This window comes from Methylobacillus methanolivorans (assembly GCF_054588515.1).
The window spans coordinates 939611-955344 of sequence record NZ_BAAILT010000002.1; the positions used below are offsets into that span (position 1 = coordinate 939611).

The 15734-nt window shown below is 51.2% G+C and carries 14 protein-coding genes; 7 read left to right on the forward strand and 7 right to left on the reverse strand.

From position 1 onward, the window contains the following. Positions 1–20: 20 nt before the first annotated feature. The 3 genes from LG202_RS05700 to LG202_RS05710 form a co-directional block, all read right to left on the reverse strand. A complete protein-coding gene (locus LG202_RS05700) occupies positions 21–581 on the reverse strand; it encodes an IMPACT family protein (RefSeq protein ID WP_230347433.1) in 561 nt (186 codons plus the stop codon). A 32-nt stretch (positions 582–613) separates the two neighbouring features. Next, on the reverse strand, positions 614–2107 hold the full coding sequence (locus LG202_RS05705; protein WP_230347434.1) for a helicase HerA-like domain-containing protein: 1494 nt from the start codon (positions 2105–2107) through the stop codon (positions 614–616). Positions 2108–2213: 106 nt separating this feature from the next. Continuing rightward, positions 2214–3152 carry a CysB family HTH-type transcriptional regulator gene (locus tag LG202_RS05710; RefSeq protein ID WP_230347435.1) on the reverse strand — a complete coding sequence of 313 codons (939 nt, stop codon included), beginning with the start codon at positions 3150–3152 and terminating at the stop codon, positions 2214–2216. Positions 3153–3307: 155 nt separating this feature from the next. On the opposite strand from LG202_RS05710, the gene LG202_RS05715 reads away from it, so the two are divergent. The 6 genes from LG202_RS05715 to fdxA all read left to right on the forward strand — a co-directional run bounded on the left by LG202_RS05715 (position 3308) and on the right by fdxA (position 9305). Beyond that, on the forward strand, positions 3308–4105 hold the full coding sequence (locus tag LG202_RS05715; protein ID WP_230347436.1) for a sulfite exporter TauE/SafE family protein: 798 nt from the start codon (positions 3308–3310) through the stop codon (positions 4103–4105). A gap of 10 nt (positions 4106–4115) precedes the next feature. After that, positions 4116–5792 (forward strand): nitrite/sulfite reductase, encoded by a 1677-nt coding sequence (locus LG202_RS05720; RefSeq protein ID WP_230347437.1) that lies wholly within the window; start codon positions 4116–4118, stop codon positions 5790–5792. After that, positions 5785–6408, forward strand: a complete 624-nt coding sequence (locus LG202_RS05725; RefSeq protein WP_230347438.1) for a DUF934 domain-containing protein — start codon at positions 5785–5787, stop codon at positions 6406–6408. Before LG202_RS05720 ends, LG202_RS05725 begins: the two co-directional genes overlap by 8 nt. A 120-nt stretch (positions 6409–6528) precedes the next feature. Next, positions 6529–7464, forward strand: coding sequence for a sulfate adenylyltransferase subunit CysD (gene cysD / locus LG202_RS05730; RefSeq protein WP_230347439.1), 936 nt, complete (start codon positions 6529–6531; stop codon positions 7462–7464). A 101-nt stretch (positions 7465–7565) separates the two neighbouring features. Then, positions 7566–8864: a sulfate adenylyltransferase subunit CysN gene (cysN, locus tag LG202_RS05735; RefSeq protein ID WP_230347440.1), complete on the forward strand. Its 1299-nt coding sequence runs from the start codon at positions 7566–7568 to the stop codon at positions 8862–8864. A 117-nt stretch (positions 8865–8981) separates the two neighbouring features. Then, positions 8982–9305: a ferredoxin FdxA gene (gene fdxA, locus LG202_RS05740; RefSeq protein WP_230347441.1), complete on the forward strand. Its 324-nt coding sequence runs from the start codon at positions 8982–8984 to the stop codon at positions 9303–9305. A gap of 74 nt (positions 9306–9379) precedes the next feature. On the opposite strand, the gene fabV is transcribed toward fdxA, so the two are convergent. The 3 genes from fabV to LG202_RS05755 form a co-directional block, all read right to left on the reverse strand. Further along, positions 9380–10573: an enoyl-ACP reductase FabV gene (gene fabV, locus LG202_RS05745; protein ID WP_230347442.1), complete on the reverse strand. Its 1194-nt coding sequence runs from the start codon at positions 10571–10573 to the stop codon at positions 9380–9382. A gap of 76 nt (positions 10574–10649) precedes the next feature. Then, on the reverse strand, positions 10650–11843 hold the full coding sequence (locus LG202_RS05750) for a multidrug effflux MFS transporter (protein WP_230347443.1): 1194 nt from the start codon (positions 11841–11843) through the stop codon (positions 10650–10652). 60 nt (positions 11844–11903) lie between these two features. Continuing rightward, the gene (locus tag LG202_RS05755; protein ID WP_230347444.1) at positions 11904–13100 is read right to left on the reverse strand and encodes a class I SAM-dependent methyltransferase; all 1197 of its coding nucleotides are present in this window, start codon (positions 13098–13100) and stop codon (positions 11904–11906) included. 160 nt (positions 13101–13260) lie between these two features. On the opposite strand from LG202_RS05755, the gene LG202_RS05760 reads away from it, so the two are divergent. After that, the gene (locus tag LG202_RS05760; RefSeq protein WP_230347445.1) at positions 13261–13881 is read left to right on the forward strand and encodes a phosphoadenosine phosphosulfate reductase domain-containing protein; all 621 of its coding nucleotides are present in this window, start codon (positions 13261–13263) and stop codon (positions 13879–13881) included. A gap of 86 nt (positions 13882–13967) precedes the next feature. Here LG202_RS05760 and LG202_RS05765 read toward each other — a convergent pair whose 3' ends face one another. Beyond that, entirely contained in the window at positions 13968–15413 is a 1446-nt protein-coding gene (locus LG202_RS05765) for a DUF6056 family protein (RefSeq protein ID WP_230347446.1), read from the reverse strand. Positions 15414–15734: the final 321 nt, after the last annotated feature.

A 15734-nucleotide genomic window follows, 5' to 3' on the forward strand; every position in this document is an offset into this window, starting at 1 on the left:
GGGAATTGCCAAGAAGACATCTAGCCATACTTTTGCTGCAAGTATGGAATTTCGCTTGCAGGTACCGCAGCAATCACGGTCACATACTCAGCAAAAGCCTTGCCCAATATCTCACCTTGCATGCGAGCAACATCGCGAGTAAACGTATCCAGCTGCTTGTAATCCAAATCCAGGCGCACTTTCTGCATTTCGATAAACGGCCCGATGCTTGCAGCATCCAGCGCCATTTTTGCAGTGCCTCCATAAGCACGCGCAAGGCCACCTGTTCCCAGATTAATACCTCCATAATAGCGGATGACGCCGACGCAGACATTAATCAGGTCGCGCCCTTCCAAAAACTGCAACACCGGCTTTCCCGCAGTCCCGGATGGTTCCCCGGCATCACTGAAGCGTTGAACGATGCCTTGTGGTGTCTTGAGGCGAAACGCATATGCAAGGTGATGTGCACTTTGATGCGCCGCCGCGAGCCGACGTAATGACATTCCCACCGCCCGCTCATCAGCGCAATATTCAGCGATGGCAACAAAATGGGACTTATTGATGGTTTGCTCGGCTTGACCTGCCTGTACGATAATCTGCAACGCTACTACCCTAACTAATCTCTAATCCGCGATCACTTGCGGCCCTTGCCTCCAAGAATCGACCCAAGCACACCGCGCAATATCTGCCGCCCCAACTCGGAACCAATGGCACGTGCAGCGCTCTTGGCTGCAGTTTCCAGCACCCCTTGGCGATTGGCGGGCTTTTTCCCTTTTGTGGATGATTCGGCATCACCGCCAAATAAATCACCCCAATCAAAACCTTTGTCAGCATCTTCTTGCTCAGCAGGCGTTTCCGTTGCGCGCCCCTTGAGAATTTCATACGCTGATTCACGATCTATGCTGTTTTCATAATGCCCATAAATGATGGAGCTCTTGATCAATTTCTCGCGCTCAACCGCCGTGATCGGGCCAATGCGACTGCCTGGTGGGCAAATGAAGGCACGCTCCACCGGTGCAGGCCGGCCATGATCATCAAGAAAAGAAACTAGCGCTTCCCCTACAGCCAGCTCAGTGATCACCTCGCTCACTTTCACTGTCGGGTTTGCACGGAAGGTTTCTGCAGCCGCCTTGACTGCCTTTTGATCGCGCGGTGTAAAAGCACGTAATGCATGCTGCACACGATTGCCCAATTGCCCCAGCACCACATCAGGGATATCAAGTGGATTCTGGCTGACAAAATACACGCCTACGCCCTTGGAACGGATGAGGCGCACCACTTGCTCAATTTTATCCATCAAGGATTTAGGTGCATCGTTGAATAACAAGTGTGCCTCGTCAAAAAAGAAGGCAAGCTTGGGTTTTTCCAGATCGCCCACTTCCGGTAATTTCTCGAACAACTCAGACAACAGCCATAGCAACAATGTCGCATAGACACGTGGAGAATTGTAGAGGGTATCCGAAGCAAGAATATTGACCATGCCCCAACCTCTGGCATCGGTCTGCATCATGTCATCCAGATTCAAGGCTGGCTCACCAAAGAACTGGTCCGCCCCTTCATGCTCCAGTTGCAGCAAAGCACGTTGAATCGCCCCAACGCTGGCACTGGAAATATTGCCGTATTGCGCGCTGTACTGCCCTGCATGCTCGGCAGCATGCTGGATCATCGCGCGCAGATCCTTGAGGTCTAGCAGCAGCCAGCCATTGTCATCTGCAATCTTGAATACGGCAGTCAGTACACCAGACTGCACTTCATTGAGGTTGAGCATGCGCCCCAACAACAAAGGTCCCATTTCGGCAATGGTGGTGCGGATAGGATGGCCTTGCTTGCCAAAGACATCCCAGAACGTCACCGGGCAAGCGTTAACACTGAAGTCTGACAAACCCAGCTGGGCCACCCGGGCATCAACCCTGGCATTGCCTCCACCCACCTGGCTAATGCCAGCAAGATCTCCCTTCACATCGGCCATGAATACAGGCACCCCCATACGAGAGAAACTCTCGGCAATGCTCTGCAGAGTGACCGTTTTTCCCGTCCCGGTCGCCCCCGCGATCAAGCCATGGCGATTGGCCATTTTGGGCAACAGGTAAAGAAAATCAGCACTTTTAGCTAAAGGAGTCAGTGTCATATCGCCTCGAATAATCCAGTGTTTAGCCTCAGGGCACAATCTCTAAAAGAGGAAGTATTGAATGCTTATGCCGTTGACGTCATATCACAGGCACAAGGATTACATCTTACGATGCATTGTAACCGCTGTTCTTTAACTCAGACTCTATCGCCTGACGGGAATAATGGGGTGCCAGCAATTCGATAAATGCATAAGAATATCCACGTAAATAGGCATCACGACGCAAACCAATATAGGTCGTGCTAGGAGGGAATAAATCACTCACATCCAGCATTGCCAAATGACTATCTCGTTGTGGGTCGTAAGCCATATTAGCGAGCAATCCAATTCCCAATCCGAGATTGACATAGGTCTTGATCACATCGGCATCAATCGCCGTCAATACCACATTCGGGGTTAATCCTGCTTTTTCGAATACCTTGCTGACCAGTGAGCCACCGGTAAAAGCGAAATCATAAGTAATCAGTGGATAACGCGTGATCTTCTCTAAAGTGACTGGCTGTTCTGCCAGTAAAGGGTGCCCCTGCGGCGTAACTACGCAGCGATTCCATTGATAACATGGCAGACACAGAAGATCGTCATAGCTGCTGATAGACTCGGTAGCAATACCGATATCCGCCTCCCCTTTTTGCACTTGCTCTGCAACCTGTGTCGGATTTCCCTGATGAATAGTCAACTTGACCTTGGGATAACGCTGCATGAACTCCTTGACCGCAGCAGGCAAGCGATAACGCGCCTGGGTATGGGTAGTGGCAATTGTCAGGGTGCCTGAATCCTCATGGGAAAACTCATCACCAACACGCTTGATGTTATCCATCTCCATCATGACGCGCTCTGCCAATTGCAATATAATCTTACCTGGCTCTGTCACACCAATTAGCCGCTTGCCATTACGCTTGAATATCTGCAAATTCAGCTCTTCTTCCAACAACTGGATTTGTTTGCTCACCCCCGGCTGGGAAGTATGCAAGGCCTCAGCGGCAAGAGATACGCTCAAGCCTTGGCGAGCGACTTCACGGATATACCGTAACTGATGTACTTTCATCGTAATGTTCAGCCTTAGTGTTATAACAAAATCACATATACATAGCATAACATACTATTAAAATATTGAATTAACCTGTTATAATGTAAGGCTTTTTCTGGCATAGTTTTTAAACTGGACAACCAGATGTCCCAGATAAAAACAACAATCAACTCATGGACATAGGTTACATTCTCTCCGGCTTTGCCGTAGGTTTTCTTGTTGGCATTACCGGGGTAGGCGGTGGCTCATTGATGACGCCCTTGCTCGTATTCCTGTTTGGCTTCAAGCCAGTAGTTGCAGTTGGCACCGATTTGCTATTTGCTGCACTGACCAAAACGGGTGGTGTATGGGTGCACCACGGCACGCATAAATCGGTCGACTGGAAAGTAGTTGGCTTGCTCTCTGCTGGTAGCCTGCCAGTATCGGTAGCCACGATATATGTCATCAAGCACTTGATGGCAATAGGCAAGGAAATCACCGGTGTGATTACCTATTCGCTTGGCATTGCGCTGATCCTGACTGCATGCGCCCTGTTGATTCGCAGCATTATCATGCGCAACAAGCAACGCGAAGTGGAAGAAGGCACCACGAGCACAGGACGCTTTACAGGCAAGACGCAAGTCGCTGCGACCATATTGACCGGTATGGTACTAGGTGCGTTGGTGACATTATCTTCTGTTGGCGCAGGGGCACTTGGCACGATTGCCATCCTCCTGCTCTACCCGAAGATGAGTACATTAAAAGTGGTGGGCACAGACCTTGCCCACGCTATTCCGCTCACGGCCATTGCCGGTATTGGGCATTGGACACTCGGTCACGTAGATTTTACCTTGCTTGGCAGCCTGCTGATCGGCTCGCTACCTGGCATCTGGATTGGCAGTCACTTGAGCGCCAAAATCCCAGAGAAAGTATTGCGCCCGATCTTGGCATTGATTCTGCTGCTGATCGGTTTGAAATTTGTTTTAGCATAAAAGTGAACTCATGTATAAATACGACGAAATTGACCAGGCTATCGTAGACGAACGCGTCAGGCAGTATCGTGATCAAACTCGCCGCTTCCTTGCTGGCGAGCTGACCGATGAAGAATTCCGCCCCCTGCGCTTACAAAACGGCTTGTACATTCAGCGCCATGCGCCGATGCTGCGTATTGCAGTGCCCTATGGCATGCTGTCTTCCAAGCAATTACGTAAACTGGGCGATATCGCCAAGCGGTATGATCGAGGCTATGGTCACTTCAGTACCCGCCAGAACCTGCAATTGAACTGGCCCAAGCTGGAAGATGTGCCCAACATTCTGGAAGAGCTTGCCTCGGTTGAAATGCACGCCATCCAGACTTCCGGCAACTGCATCCGCAATATCACGACCGATCAATTTGCAGGCGTCGCACCTGATGAAGTGGTCGACCCGCGTGCCATCGCTGAAATTGCACGTCAATGGAGCACCTTTCACCCTGAATTCGCCTTGCTGCCACGCAAATTCAAGATTGCTGTTTCTGGCACCAAGCAAGATCGCGCATTGATCCAGGCACACGATATCGGCCTGGAGTTCTACCGCGACCAGGAAGACAAAATGGCCATTCGCGTTTGGGTGGGCGGTGGTCTTGGCCGTACCCCTATCCTGGGCTCCGTTGTGCGCGAGCACCTGGAATGGCAACATGTATTGACCTATTGCGAAGCCATCATCCGCGTCTATAACCTACATGGCCGCCGCGATAATGCCTACAAGGCACGTATCAAGATTCTGGTAAAAGCACTGGGCATTGAGGAATTCCGCCGTCAGGTGGAAGAAGAATGGCAATACATCAAGGACAGCCCCAACACCATCACAGAAGAAGAGCTCGTCCGGGTTGGTAAATATTTTACCAAGATGCCTTATGAAACACTGCCAGCGCATGACGCCAGCTTTGACAGCGCAGTGGCAAGCAATCCAGCCTTTGCTGCCTGGGTTAAACGCAACACCCATACCCACCAGCAACCTGGCTATCGTGCCGTGACATTGTCACTCAAGACTCATGGGCACCCTCCAGGTGATATTACTTCCGAGCAGATGCACATTGCGGCCGACTTCGCCGATGAATACAGCTTTGGTGAAGTACGTCCATCGCACGAGCAAAACCTGATCCTCGCCGATGTCAAGCTATCCGACCTCTTCCCATTATGGGAAAAGGCACGCGCTGCCGGACTGGCAACACCGAACATCGGCTTGCTGACCGACATCATTTGCTGCCCCGGTGGCGACTTTTGCTCACTGGCCAATGCCAAGAGCATCCCGATTGCCGAAGCTATCCAGCAACAATTCGACAATCTTGATTATCTCTATGATATTGGTGACATCGAATTGAACATTTCGGGCTGCATGAACGCCTGCGGTCACCACCACGTCGGGCATATCGGCATCTTGGGTGTGGATAAAGACGGCTCCGAGTGGTACCAAGTTACCCTGGGTGGGAAGCAAGGTAACGATGCCAGCATCGGCACAGTACTTGGCCCATCGTTTGCCGCTGAAGAAATGCCAGGCGTGGTACAAAAGCTGATTGACGTTTACGTGCGCGAACGCACCCCTGAAGAACGCTTTATTGATACGGTGCGCCGTCTGGGTGTTGCACCGTTCAAAACCCATGTGTATGGCGAGAAGAAAAAGGAAGTGGCCCATGCCTAACAAGTCAAACCTGATCCTGAACAACGCCATCGTTGAGGATGAATGGACGCTGGTCACCATGCCCGCAGGTGAAGAAGTCGTCAAAAAACAAGCCGGCAAGGTCGTCCTGTTCAAGCTGACTGGTGAAAACAGTCATACCGCAGAACAAATTACCAATACCGAGATCCCTGCCACAGGCAAGATTCTGGTACCGCTCGCAGTATGGATCGCCCGCAAAGCAGAACTGGCACCACGCCATGCTGCTGGCGAATTAGCCATCTGGCTGGATACACACGAACTGCTTGAAGACCTCGTAGCCTCTATCGAGGACATCAACAGCCTGCCATTGATCGCCGTGCATGTAGAGCGCTTTGCCGATGGCCGCATTTTCTCCATCGGTAACCTGCTACGTACGCGTCACCACTACAAGAACAACCTGCGTGCGTTTGGCGATGTGTTGCGCGACCAATTGTTCTTCCTCAAGCGTTGTGGCTTCAACAGCTACCTGATTCGCGCAGACCGCTCTGCGGAGGATGCCTTGGCTAGCCTGAATGATTTCAGCCAGCCTTACCAAGGTGCTGTTGATAACCAATTGCCTGTCTGGCGCCGTGTGCACAGGCAACCATCGGCACAATAACCCTACGCAGGCTGGTCACCACACACACGCCAGCCTGGCTTTGCAAGTTGTAGTTTTGTTTAGGAATCCTAACTGGAGATGTGAGCTGACAAACAGCAGCAGTTTCAGCACAAAATCGATATGACAACCTTGACTCAATCCACCCTCTCCCACCTTGACTGGCTGGAAGCCGAAGCTATCCATATCCTGCGTGAAGTCGCAGGCCAATGCGCCAACCCCGTACTGCTGTTTTCTGGCGGCAAGGATTCGCTGTGCATCCTACGTCTGGCTGAAAAAGCCTTTCGCCCAGGCCGCTTCCCTTTCCCGTTGATGCATATCGACACTGGTCATAACTACCAGGAAGTCATCAACTTCCGCGATCAACGCGCCGCTGAACTAGGCGAGCGCCTGATCGTGCGCTCAGTGGAAGACTCCATCAAGCGCGGCAGCGTGGTATTGAAGTCAGCTGATGAATCACGCAACAAGCATCAATCCGTGACTTTACTTGAGGCGATTGAAGAGTTTGGTTTCGATTGCTGCATCGGCGGTGCACGTCGCGATGAGGAAAAAGCACGCGCCAAGGAACGCATCATGAGCTTTCGTGATGAGTTCGGCCAATGGGACCCAAAGAACCAACGCCCGGAATTGTGGAACCTCTACAATGCCCGCGCTCACAAGGGTGAAAACATCCGCGCCTTCCCGATCTCGAACTGGACCGAAATGGATGTTTGGCAATATATCGAACGCGAACAACTGGGCTTGCCCAGCATCTACTTCGCGCACAACCGCGATATCGTCATGCGCAACGGCTCCATCTTCCCGGTCAATGTGCCACTCACTAACGGCGAGGTCATCAACCAGCCTAAGGCCGATGAGGAAGTGATCAGCATGCAGGTGCGCTTCCGTACCGTAGGTGATATTACCTGCACAGCGCCAGTACCGAGCGATGCCGACACATTGAACAAGATTGTTCTGGAAACTGCGACGACCACCATCACCGAGCGTGGTGCCACCCGCCTCGATGACCAGACATCGGAGGCTTCCATGGAGCAACGCAAGAAGGAAGGCTACTTCTAGGCCACTCCCGATACGAGATGACGGCCTGAACGTGAATCGACGCAAGATTCATCTGCCGACCAACTAACCCGCTGCATAGCGACAAGTTTAAAGAGTATGAGATGTCCAAACTAGAAAATCTACCTGCACACAACGATAGCCTGCTGCGCTTCATGACCTGCGGTAGCGTGGATGACGGCAAGAGCACATTGATTGGCCGCCTGCTGTACGACACCAAAACCATCCTGGCAGATACCCTGACCCAGATCGAACGCACCTCGCAAAAGCGAGGCATGGAATCGGTTGATCTCTCCCTGCTCACCGATGGCCTGCAAGCCGAGCGCGAGCAAGGCATCACCATTGATGTGGCTTATCGTTACTTCAGTACCGGCACGCGCAAGTACATCATTGCCGATGCTCCTGGCCATGAGCAATATACGCGTAACATGGTAACAGCCGCCTCCACTGCCAACCTTGCCATCATCCTGATTGATGCACGCCGTGGTGTATTGACGCAAACCCGTCGTCACTCCTATTTGGCAAAACTAGTAGGTATCCCCCATATCGTGGTCGCCATCAATAAAATGGACTTGGTGGATTATTCGCAAGCCGAGTTTGATCGTATTCGCGCAAGCTATCTTGAATTTGCCGAGCAAATCGGCCTGCAAGGCAATGGTCGCGATATCAGCTTCGTTCCCATGTCCGCCCTCAATGGCGACATGATCGTGGACCGCGGTGACGCCATGCCATGGTACCAAGGCCCAACCATTCTGGAGTTGCTCGAATCTGCTCCTCCTGCGCATTCTGAGCGCACTGAGTCTTTCCGCTTCCCCGTACAGTTTGTTTGCCGCCCTCATGCCTCTGATGACCCTGAACTCCATGACTTCCGTGGCTTCATGGGCCGCGTCGAATCAGGCGAGATCAAGGTGGGAGATGAAGTCACAGTACTGCCCTCTGGCCTGAATTCGCGCGTCAAGGCAATTCAGCTGGGTGACGCGACACTGCAACATGCCATTACCGAGCAATCCATCACTATCCTGCTTGAAGATGAAATTGATATTTCGCGCGGCGACATGATCGTGAAAAAAGATCATGCGCCAGCGCCCGCAAAGCAATTGAATGCCATGGTGTGCTGGCTGTCAGAAACACCTCTTTCCCCTGCTCGTACTTACATCATTCGCCATACCACACGCGAATCCAAGGCCAAGGTGGGCGCCATCGAGTACAAGATTGACGTCAACACCACCGAGCAACTGGCAGCCGAAGGCGGCTTGAATATGAACGACATTGCCCGCCTCAGCTTCAAGCTGGCGCAGCCGCTGATGGTAGACCCTTATGAGATTAACCGTGCCACCGGCTCATTCATCATCATTGATGAATCTACCAACAATACTGTCGGTGCAGGCATGGTTCAGGCCTGAGTTTAATATCAGCAAAACCAAACAGGCTTATTGTAAAAATCAATAAAGACCGAATTTAATATCGCTTATAATCCACGCACGAAAACAAGTAGTGCTAAGACCTTTAGAGGAATATCAATGGCATACGTAGTGACTGAAAACTGCATCCAGTGCAAATACACCGATTGTGTCGATGTTTGCCCGGTTGACTGCTTTGTTGAAGGCCCCAACTTCCTGGCCATCAACCCGGATGAGTGTATTGACTGCACACTGTGCGTGGCAGAGTGCCCTGCAGAAGCTATCTTCTCGGAAGATGACGTCCCCGAAGACCAACAAGAGTTTATTGAACTGAACGCACGCCTGTCCCAAATCTGGCCTGCCATCACTGCCCGTAAATCACCATTGCCTGATGCCGATGCCAATAATGGTACGCCAGGCAAGCGTGAATTGCTGGTTGAATAAAATAACCTGCATCCCAATAAAAAAGCCCACGTAAGTGGGCTTTTTTATTGGGGTTTGGTGTAGATCGCGCTATTTTACGCTTGTACCAGATTAGGAATCTGCACGTCAGGATTCACATCAGCCTCGTAATCAACACCTTCAACACCAAAGCCAAACAAGCGCAAGAAATCGGACTTGTAGCCAGCAAAATCAGTCAACTCATAGACATTGCCATCCGTGACCATATCCCACAAGGCAGCAACCTCTTGCTGAATTGCCGGCGCCAACTCCTTGTAATCCGCACGCAAGCGGCCCTCTTCATCCACAATCGGCTTGTCATTGTAGAGGCTGTCCCGATAGAGACCATCCACTTGCTCAATGCAGCCTTCGTGCGTTCCTGCCTGCTTCATCACCTTAAACAACAATGAGAGATAAAGCGGCATCATCGGGATCGCTGAGCTTGCCTGGGTTACCAAGGCCTTGAGTACGGCGACGCGGGCATCTCCGCCCTTGGTAGCCAATTGCTCGCGAATTTGCAATACACGGTGATCCAAATCTTTCTTGGCTGCACCTATCGTGCCATTCCAATAAATATCATGGGTAATCTTCTCACCCAAATAAGTAAAGGCCGTGGTTTTTGCACCATCGGCCAATACACCAGCCTGGTCCAGTGCCTCAATCCACATTTGCCAGTCTTCACCGCCCATCACGGCAACTGTGTTGGCAATTTCCTCTTCAGTCGCTGGCTCAATCATGTTTTCCTTGATCACTTCCTTGTCGGTATCCAGTCCGCGCTGATGCAATACCTTGCCTATCGGCTTGAGCGTAGAGTTATAAATGTGACCAGTCTTGGGGTGCGTGCGACGCGGCGCGGCCAGGCTATACACCACCAAATCAACCTGACCAAGATCACGCTTGATAATGTCAATCGTCTGCTGCTTAACGGCATCAGAGAATGCATCACCATTGACGCTGCTGGCATACAAACCCTCAGCTTCCGCCAGCTTGTGAAAAGCAGCAGAGTTATACCAACCTGCGGTGCCTGGCTTAGCACCCTCGCCTGCACGTTCAAGAAACACCCCCACTGTGGCTGCACCACTGGCGAATGCCGCGCTGATACGCGCCGCCAGGCCATAACCGGTGGAAGCACCAATTACCAGGACGCGCTTAGGGCCATTGAATGGCCCTTGTGCCTTCACATAATCAATCTGTTGCTTAACATTGGCTTCACAGCCAGTCGGGTGAGCTGTAACACAAATAAAGCCGCGCACGCGGGGTTTGATGACCATGAATACCTCTTCTCGAAATCGCGGCAGCCGGGCTGCCTGGTTGGGTGTGCTGAAGTATCAGCAATAAAGTCGGCTATTATAAAGGGCTATCGGGTTTCTGCATAAATAAGCGGGTACGCTGAACTACCAGCCAGCCCAGCAGCAAGTACCCCAGCATTGCCCAAGCCAACCCAGCTGGGTGATACCATACCAGCGGCGCAATCAGGCCTGCCGAGATCGTGGAGAGCAACATCTGCACAAATGCCTGTCCCGAGGCAGCAGTACCACGGATTTTCGGGTGGCAATCCAAGGCACTAATAGAGAGTATCGGCATCGCGAATGCCAGGCCAACATTAAACAAGGCAATTGGCAAAATACTCAACGCAGGGTGCATCAAGGGTAACAGGCTAATCACTAGATTAAATGCCGCCATCAGCGCCATCCAGGCATAGGCAAAACGCAATATCTGCCTGCCGTTGTAGCGCCCTGCTGCACGCTTTGCCAACCATGAGCCCAGTACCATCCCTGCAACCGTCGGCATAAACATCCATGCAAATTGCTGGGAGCTCAAGCCCAAGTGCTGAATCAGGAACACCGGGCTTGCCAGCACATATAAAAAGAACGCAGAAAAATTCGCACCAATGGCCGTGACCAGCAAGCTGAATTCACGATGACCAAAAATCGCTTGGTAATTGCGACATACATTACCCAGCGACAACGGTGTACGTTTTTCTATGGGCATGGTCTCAGGGAGATAGCGCGATGCAGCCCAACCGATAATGAGGGCATACAAGGCCAGAAACCCAAAAATCGCTTGCCAATGAATCCCTAGCAACCAACCACCTATGATGGGGGCAATGGCAGGCGCTATGCCAAACAACATCTGCACCGTGGCCATGACGCGTTGCGCCTCCACTCCCTGAAACAAATCCCGCACCATAGCACGGGCCACAACATTGCCTGCCCCGGCAGATAAGCCTTGCAACACGCGCATAGCCCATAGTGTCTCGACATTGGGTGCCAGCATGCAACCGATTGAAGCAAGTACAAATACTGCAAGCCCCCAGCGTATCGTCGTAATGCGCCCCACCGCATCGCTGATCGCACCATGAAACAAGGTCATCAGGGCATAGGGCAAGAGGTAAAGCGTGAGGCTATGCTGAATCTCCACCGTCGTCGCACCAAGGTCACGCTCTAATAGTGGGAAAGCTGGCAAATAGGTATCAATGGTAAATGGTGCCAGTGCCGTGAGACCGGCAAGCACATAGACCAGCAAAAAGGAATGGCGCATATTCTTGAGCAAGGCAATCGGCGTGAAAATGCTTCACGGCAAAAGCCTCAAGAATATCGCCTAACGATAGATATGGCTACGGTTATAGGGGTAATTCAATATTCCCTGAGCATCGGGCTTACCCGCCACGATCTGGAACAGCGCCAGCCAATTGTGATCAAACGCATAAGCAGAGCCCGCCATGTAAATACGCCAGATGCGATACTTGCTTTCGCCTATCATCGCCAATGCCTGCTCACGATGCGCCTCCAGCCTATCTACCCACTGCCATAAGGTCTTGCCATAATGTGGACGGAGATTTTCGGCATCCAGTGGCTCCAATCCAGAGGTAGCAAGCTCGGCCATGACATGAGAAACATGCGTAAGCTCACCGCCGGGGAAGACATACTGATCAATGAACTCGGAAATACCATTGCCCAGACCACTGCTTTTGAGCGCTACCGAAGTGATCCCGTGATTCATCACCAGGCCACCGGTATTGAGCAGGCGGTAAATCTTGTCAAAATACAGCCTGAGATTCTTCTTTCCCACATGCTCGAACATACCAACACTGGCAATTTTATCGAAGGTTTCACTTTCCGGCAGGTCGCGATAATCCATCAGTCGAACCTCTAACCTATCGTGCCAGCCTCGCTGTTCAATCAAGTGTTGGACATGAGCGTGCTGATTATCTGACAAGGTAATCCCCACCGCTTTCACACCATAATATTCCACGGCATGCAGCACTAACCCGCCCCAACCACAACCAATATCAAGAAACCGCTCGCCCGGCTTCAACATCAGCTTGCGGCAGATATGATCCAGCTTCTTCTCCTGCGCCTGCTCCAGGGTTTCATCACCATTGGCAAAATAGGCACAGGAATATACGCGACGCTTATCCAGCCACAAGCCGTAGAAATCATTGGACACATCATAGTGATAATTGATATTGCGTCGATCACGCGTACGGGTGTGGCGCCACCATCGCCAATCCTTGCGCGTATCGGCATCGTCACTTGCATCGACACCGCAATAGGCCTGCCCCAACGCTAGGATATCCTGTGCCTTGCCTTGCAAATCCACCCATCCCTCGACGTAAGCCCGCGCTAAGCCACCCAAAGTAGGTTTGGCCAACACCGTCAACACCTTTGCGTCCTTGACCAAGATAGCAACCTTCGCATCAGCATCTCCTGCGAGTCGTTCACCGTTCCAACTGACAGAGACGGGTAAACCAGTCAAACTCTTCTGGATCTGGCTTTGCAATAGGGCACTGAACATCCTGACCTCCTCGGTTAAATGTTGAATCCTTTATCAAGCTGATGTCATGGCAACGCCAAGTGGCAATGATCATTCGAATGTAATCAAGCGCAACGCTTTGCTACAATACGTCACTTAACTTATGCCGTTATCATACGGGCACGACAAACTGGAGTACAACATGCAATTGGATTTGGGAAAGATCAACGCAGAACTCGGCCACGACGCAGAAAAGCTTGTGGAATGGGCCTTGGGCTTGAATAAAAAAGCCATCGTCACAACCAACTTTCGCCCTTTTGAAGCCGTCATCCTGCACATGGTTGCCAAGGTGCAACCCGATACTCCGGTCATCTGGATGGATAGCGGCTACAACACCGTAGCAACCTACCGCTTTGCAGACGAAGTCACTAAACAACTCCAGCTGAACCTCACTGTCTATCTCCCAAAGCGTTCGCGTGCCCATCAAGAAGCCGTAGATGGCCCTGTGCCTGCGTTGGACGATCCACGCCATGCTGCTTTTACTGAGGAAGTAAAGCTAGAACCCTTCACCCGCGCGCTGCGAGAAACCGCGCCAGAAGTCTGGTTCACTGCCCTGCGCGCCACTGATACTGCCGTCCGCGCCCAAATGGACCCCGTGAGCATCAATCCAGATGGCCTCATCAAGGTTGCCCCGCTGTTGCACTGGAGTTCAAAAGACCTCTATCAATACCTCACTGCTCACAACCTGCCCAACAACTTCGATTATGTTGACCCGACCAAAGGTGAAGAAAACCGCGAATGCGGTCTGCATCTGGCGCACTAAGCTAGCCCGGCCGCCAAGGCCGGACTAGCTGTATGAAGTCATGTATTAGAAACGAGAAAAACAAGTGGGCTTGGTGCCCACCTTGATCAGTGCACTGTCTTCGTAAGAATTTGCTGCAAACCGAAATAATTGGAAAAACACGTATTTTCCCATTGTTGTGTATCAGGTGTAATGTCGCTGAAGAAAGTAATCGGCTTACGCGGCGCAGCATAGGCATCCACTTCCAGCGATGAGGATTTACCAGCCTGGCTGACTTGGAAAAAACGCTGGTCCATAAACTGACGTAATTCAGCGCTAGCACGCACATCGCCCATCACTTGACCCCAGCTTTGGTTGGGATAGCGTATATATGCGCCTAAGAGTACCAAACTCACCATCGTCACCATGACAATACCCCATACTGCAGGCTGACTGGCATTCTGTGGCTTGCCGGGGTGATCTACTCTACCACCAAGACCCCATTTGAAATGGCCATATCGAGTCATGCAAAATGCCATCAGAATAATCAGCATAAAATCTTGTGTACGCGTACGGCTGGGACCCAAATCCCCCATGACATAGGCACGCGCGAAGATGCCAGCCCACAATGCAAAAAATAGCAACAGCACAAACACCAGCTTATAAGATGGCGCCACTGCAGGTGCTGGCTTGGTAGAAGGAAAAAGCCGGAAAAAGATATGAAACACCACAATCAGTAAAACCAGGGCCAACAAGTAGCGGCGCACAATCATCACCAGTGAGAGCCATACTGCCTGAAAAACGCCTAAATGTTCGTGCATGATGGAAGCACGGGCAAAATTACCTGGTGCAGCACCAGCAACCAATGCTGCCAGAATAGCAGCAGCAAGAACCCACAACATTTTCTTGCTTTGGTGAGTGGTGTAATGCAACAGGGCTAGCGGAAGCAGCAAGGCAATATGTGCCAGCATGGCACCTTCATTACAGCCTGCAAGCAAAATAGTACCGGCACAAAGGGCGGTTAAGCGCTTGGTTGTCGCAGGCACACGACCAACTAGTATCTTGAACTCTTCAGCAATCAATAATAGAAAAATGCCACTGGCAATGCCATAGGTAGCACCGCCGGCAAGCCAGAACAGGGATTGACGCATCTGGAAGAAAGCGAGTAGCAGCGCAGAGACACCTAGCCAGATGATGAGCCTGTCTTCGCAAAATACACTGAGCAAGCGCCTTACTGCATAGATATTCAACAGCAAGATACTCAACGGCACCAGGAAATAGTAGTGCAGCAGCGTACGCTCGGAACCCCCAAACAACGTAATGAGGAAAGTCGCCGTATAACGGCCGCTCCAGTGTTGGTAGACATCAATCACATTACCCAGGACACCATTGAGCTTACCGCCGTACCCATAACAGAAATCATCAACGGCAGGGATAGCCTGAAATGCATTCCATAATACCCAGGCTAAAAACAAGGCCAAGGTAACGATCCATATACCCCGCATCATGAACATCATGCCGAGTGGCAAAGAGAACGGCTGGATTCGTTGCCAATATCGCGCGGCGCCCATCATTGTGAGACTCTCCGCCAGCCTAATCCATCACCCGCCATCCAATAATAGTGCGACAAGTTCCCACTTTGTACCGACAGGGCTCCTCTCCCTCCGGGCACAATCACCAATACTGCCATACATCTCCCCAACAAAATCTTTAAGTTATTTTTTGTAAATTTTTGTAAGGAAGAACTCTAGAGCAAGACTAAAAATTTTGCAATTATTGTTTCAATTTTACAATTAAATAGTTTTAATTAAAGTCAATACCTACTGTAATAAAAATGACATCATCGATTCTTGAGCATCAGTACAGAGAGGGTTAGAAGGAAAGCGATCATGAAA

Excerpts from the sequence above, each read along its gene's own strand:
- LG202_RS05705 (WP_230347434.1), bottom strand. The coding sequence starts at position 2,107 with ATGACACTGACTCCTTTAGCTAAAAGTGCTGATTTTCTTTACCTGTTG.
- cysN (WP_230347440.1), top strand. The coding sequence starts at position 7,566 with ATGTCCAAACTAGAAAATCTACCTGCACACAACGATAGCCTGCTGCGC.
- LG202_RS05760 (WP_230347445.1), top strand. The coding sequence starts at position 13,261 with ATGCAATTGGATTTGGGAAAGATCAACGCAGAACTCGGCCACGACGCA.
- LG202_RS05710 (WP_230347435.1), bottom strand. The coding sequence starts at position 3,152 with ATGAAAGTACATCAGTTACGGTATATCCGTGAAGTCGCTCGCCAAGGC.
- LG202_RS05725 (WP_230347438.1), top strand. The coding sequence starts at position 5,785 with ATGCCTAACAAGTCAAACCTGATCCTGAACAACGCCATCGTTGAGGAT.
- LG202_RS05765 (WP_230347446.1), bottom strand. The coding sequence starts at position 15,413 with ATGATGGGCGCCGCGCGATATTGGCAACGAATCCAGCCGTTCTCTTTG.
- LG202_RS05715 (WP_230347436.1), top strand. The coding sequence starts at position 3,308 with ATGGACATAGGTTACATTCTCTCCGGCTTTGCCGTAGGTTTTCTTGTT.
- LG202_RS05720 (WP_230347437.1), top strand. The coding sequence starts at position 4,116 with ATGTATAAATACGACGAAATTGACCAGGCTATCGTAGACGAACGCGTC.
- fabV (WP_230347442.1), bottom strand. The coding sequence starts at position 10,573 with ATGGTCATCAAACCCCGCGTGCGCGGCTTTATTTGTGTTACAGCTCAC.
- cysD (WP_230347439.1), top strand. The coding sequence starts at position 6,529 with ATGACAACCTTGACTCAATCCACCCTCTCCCACCTTGACTGGCTGGAA.
- LG202_RS05750 (WP_230347443.1), bottom strand. The coding sequence starts at position 11,843 with ATGCGCCATTCCTTTTTGCTGGTCTATGTGCTTGCCGGTCTCACGGCA.
- fdxA (WP_230347441.1), top strand. The coding sequence starts at position 8,982 with ATGGCATACGTAGTGACTGAAAACTGCATCCAGTGCAAATACACCGAT.
- LG202_RS05755 (WP_230347444.1), bottom strand. The coding sequence starts at position 13,100 with ATGTTCAGTGCCCTATTGCAAAGCCAGATCCAGAAGAGTTTGACTGGT.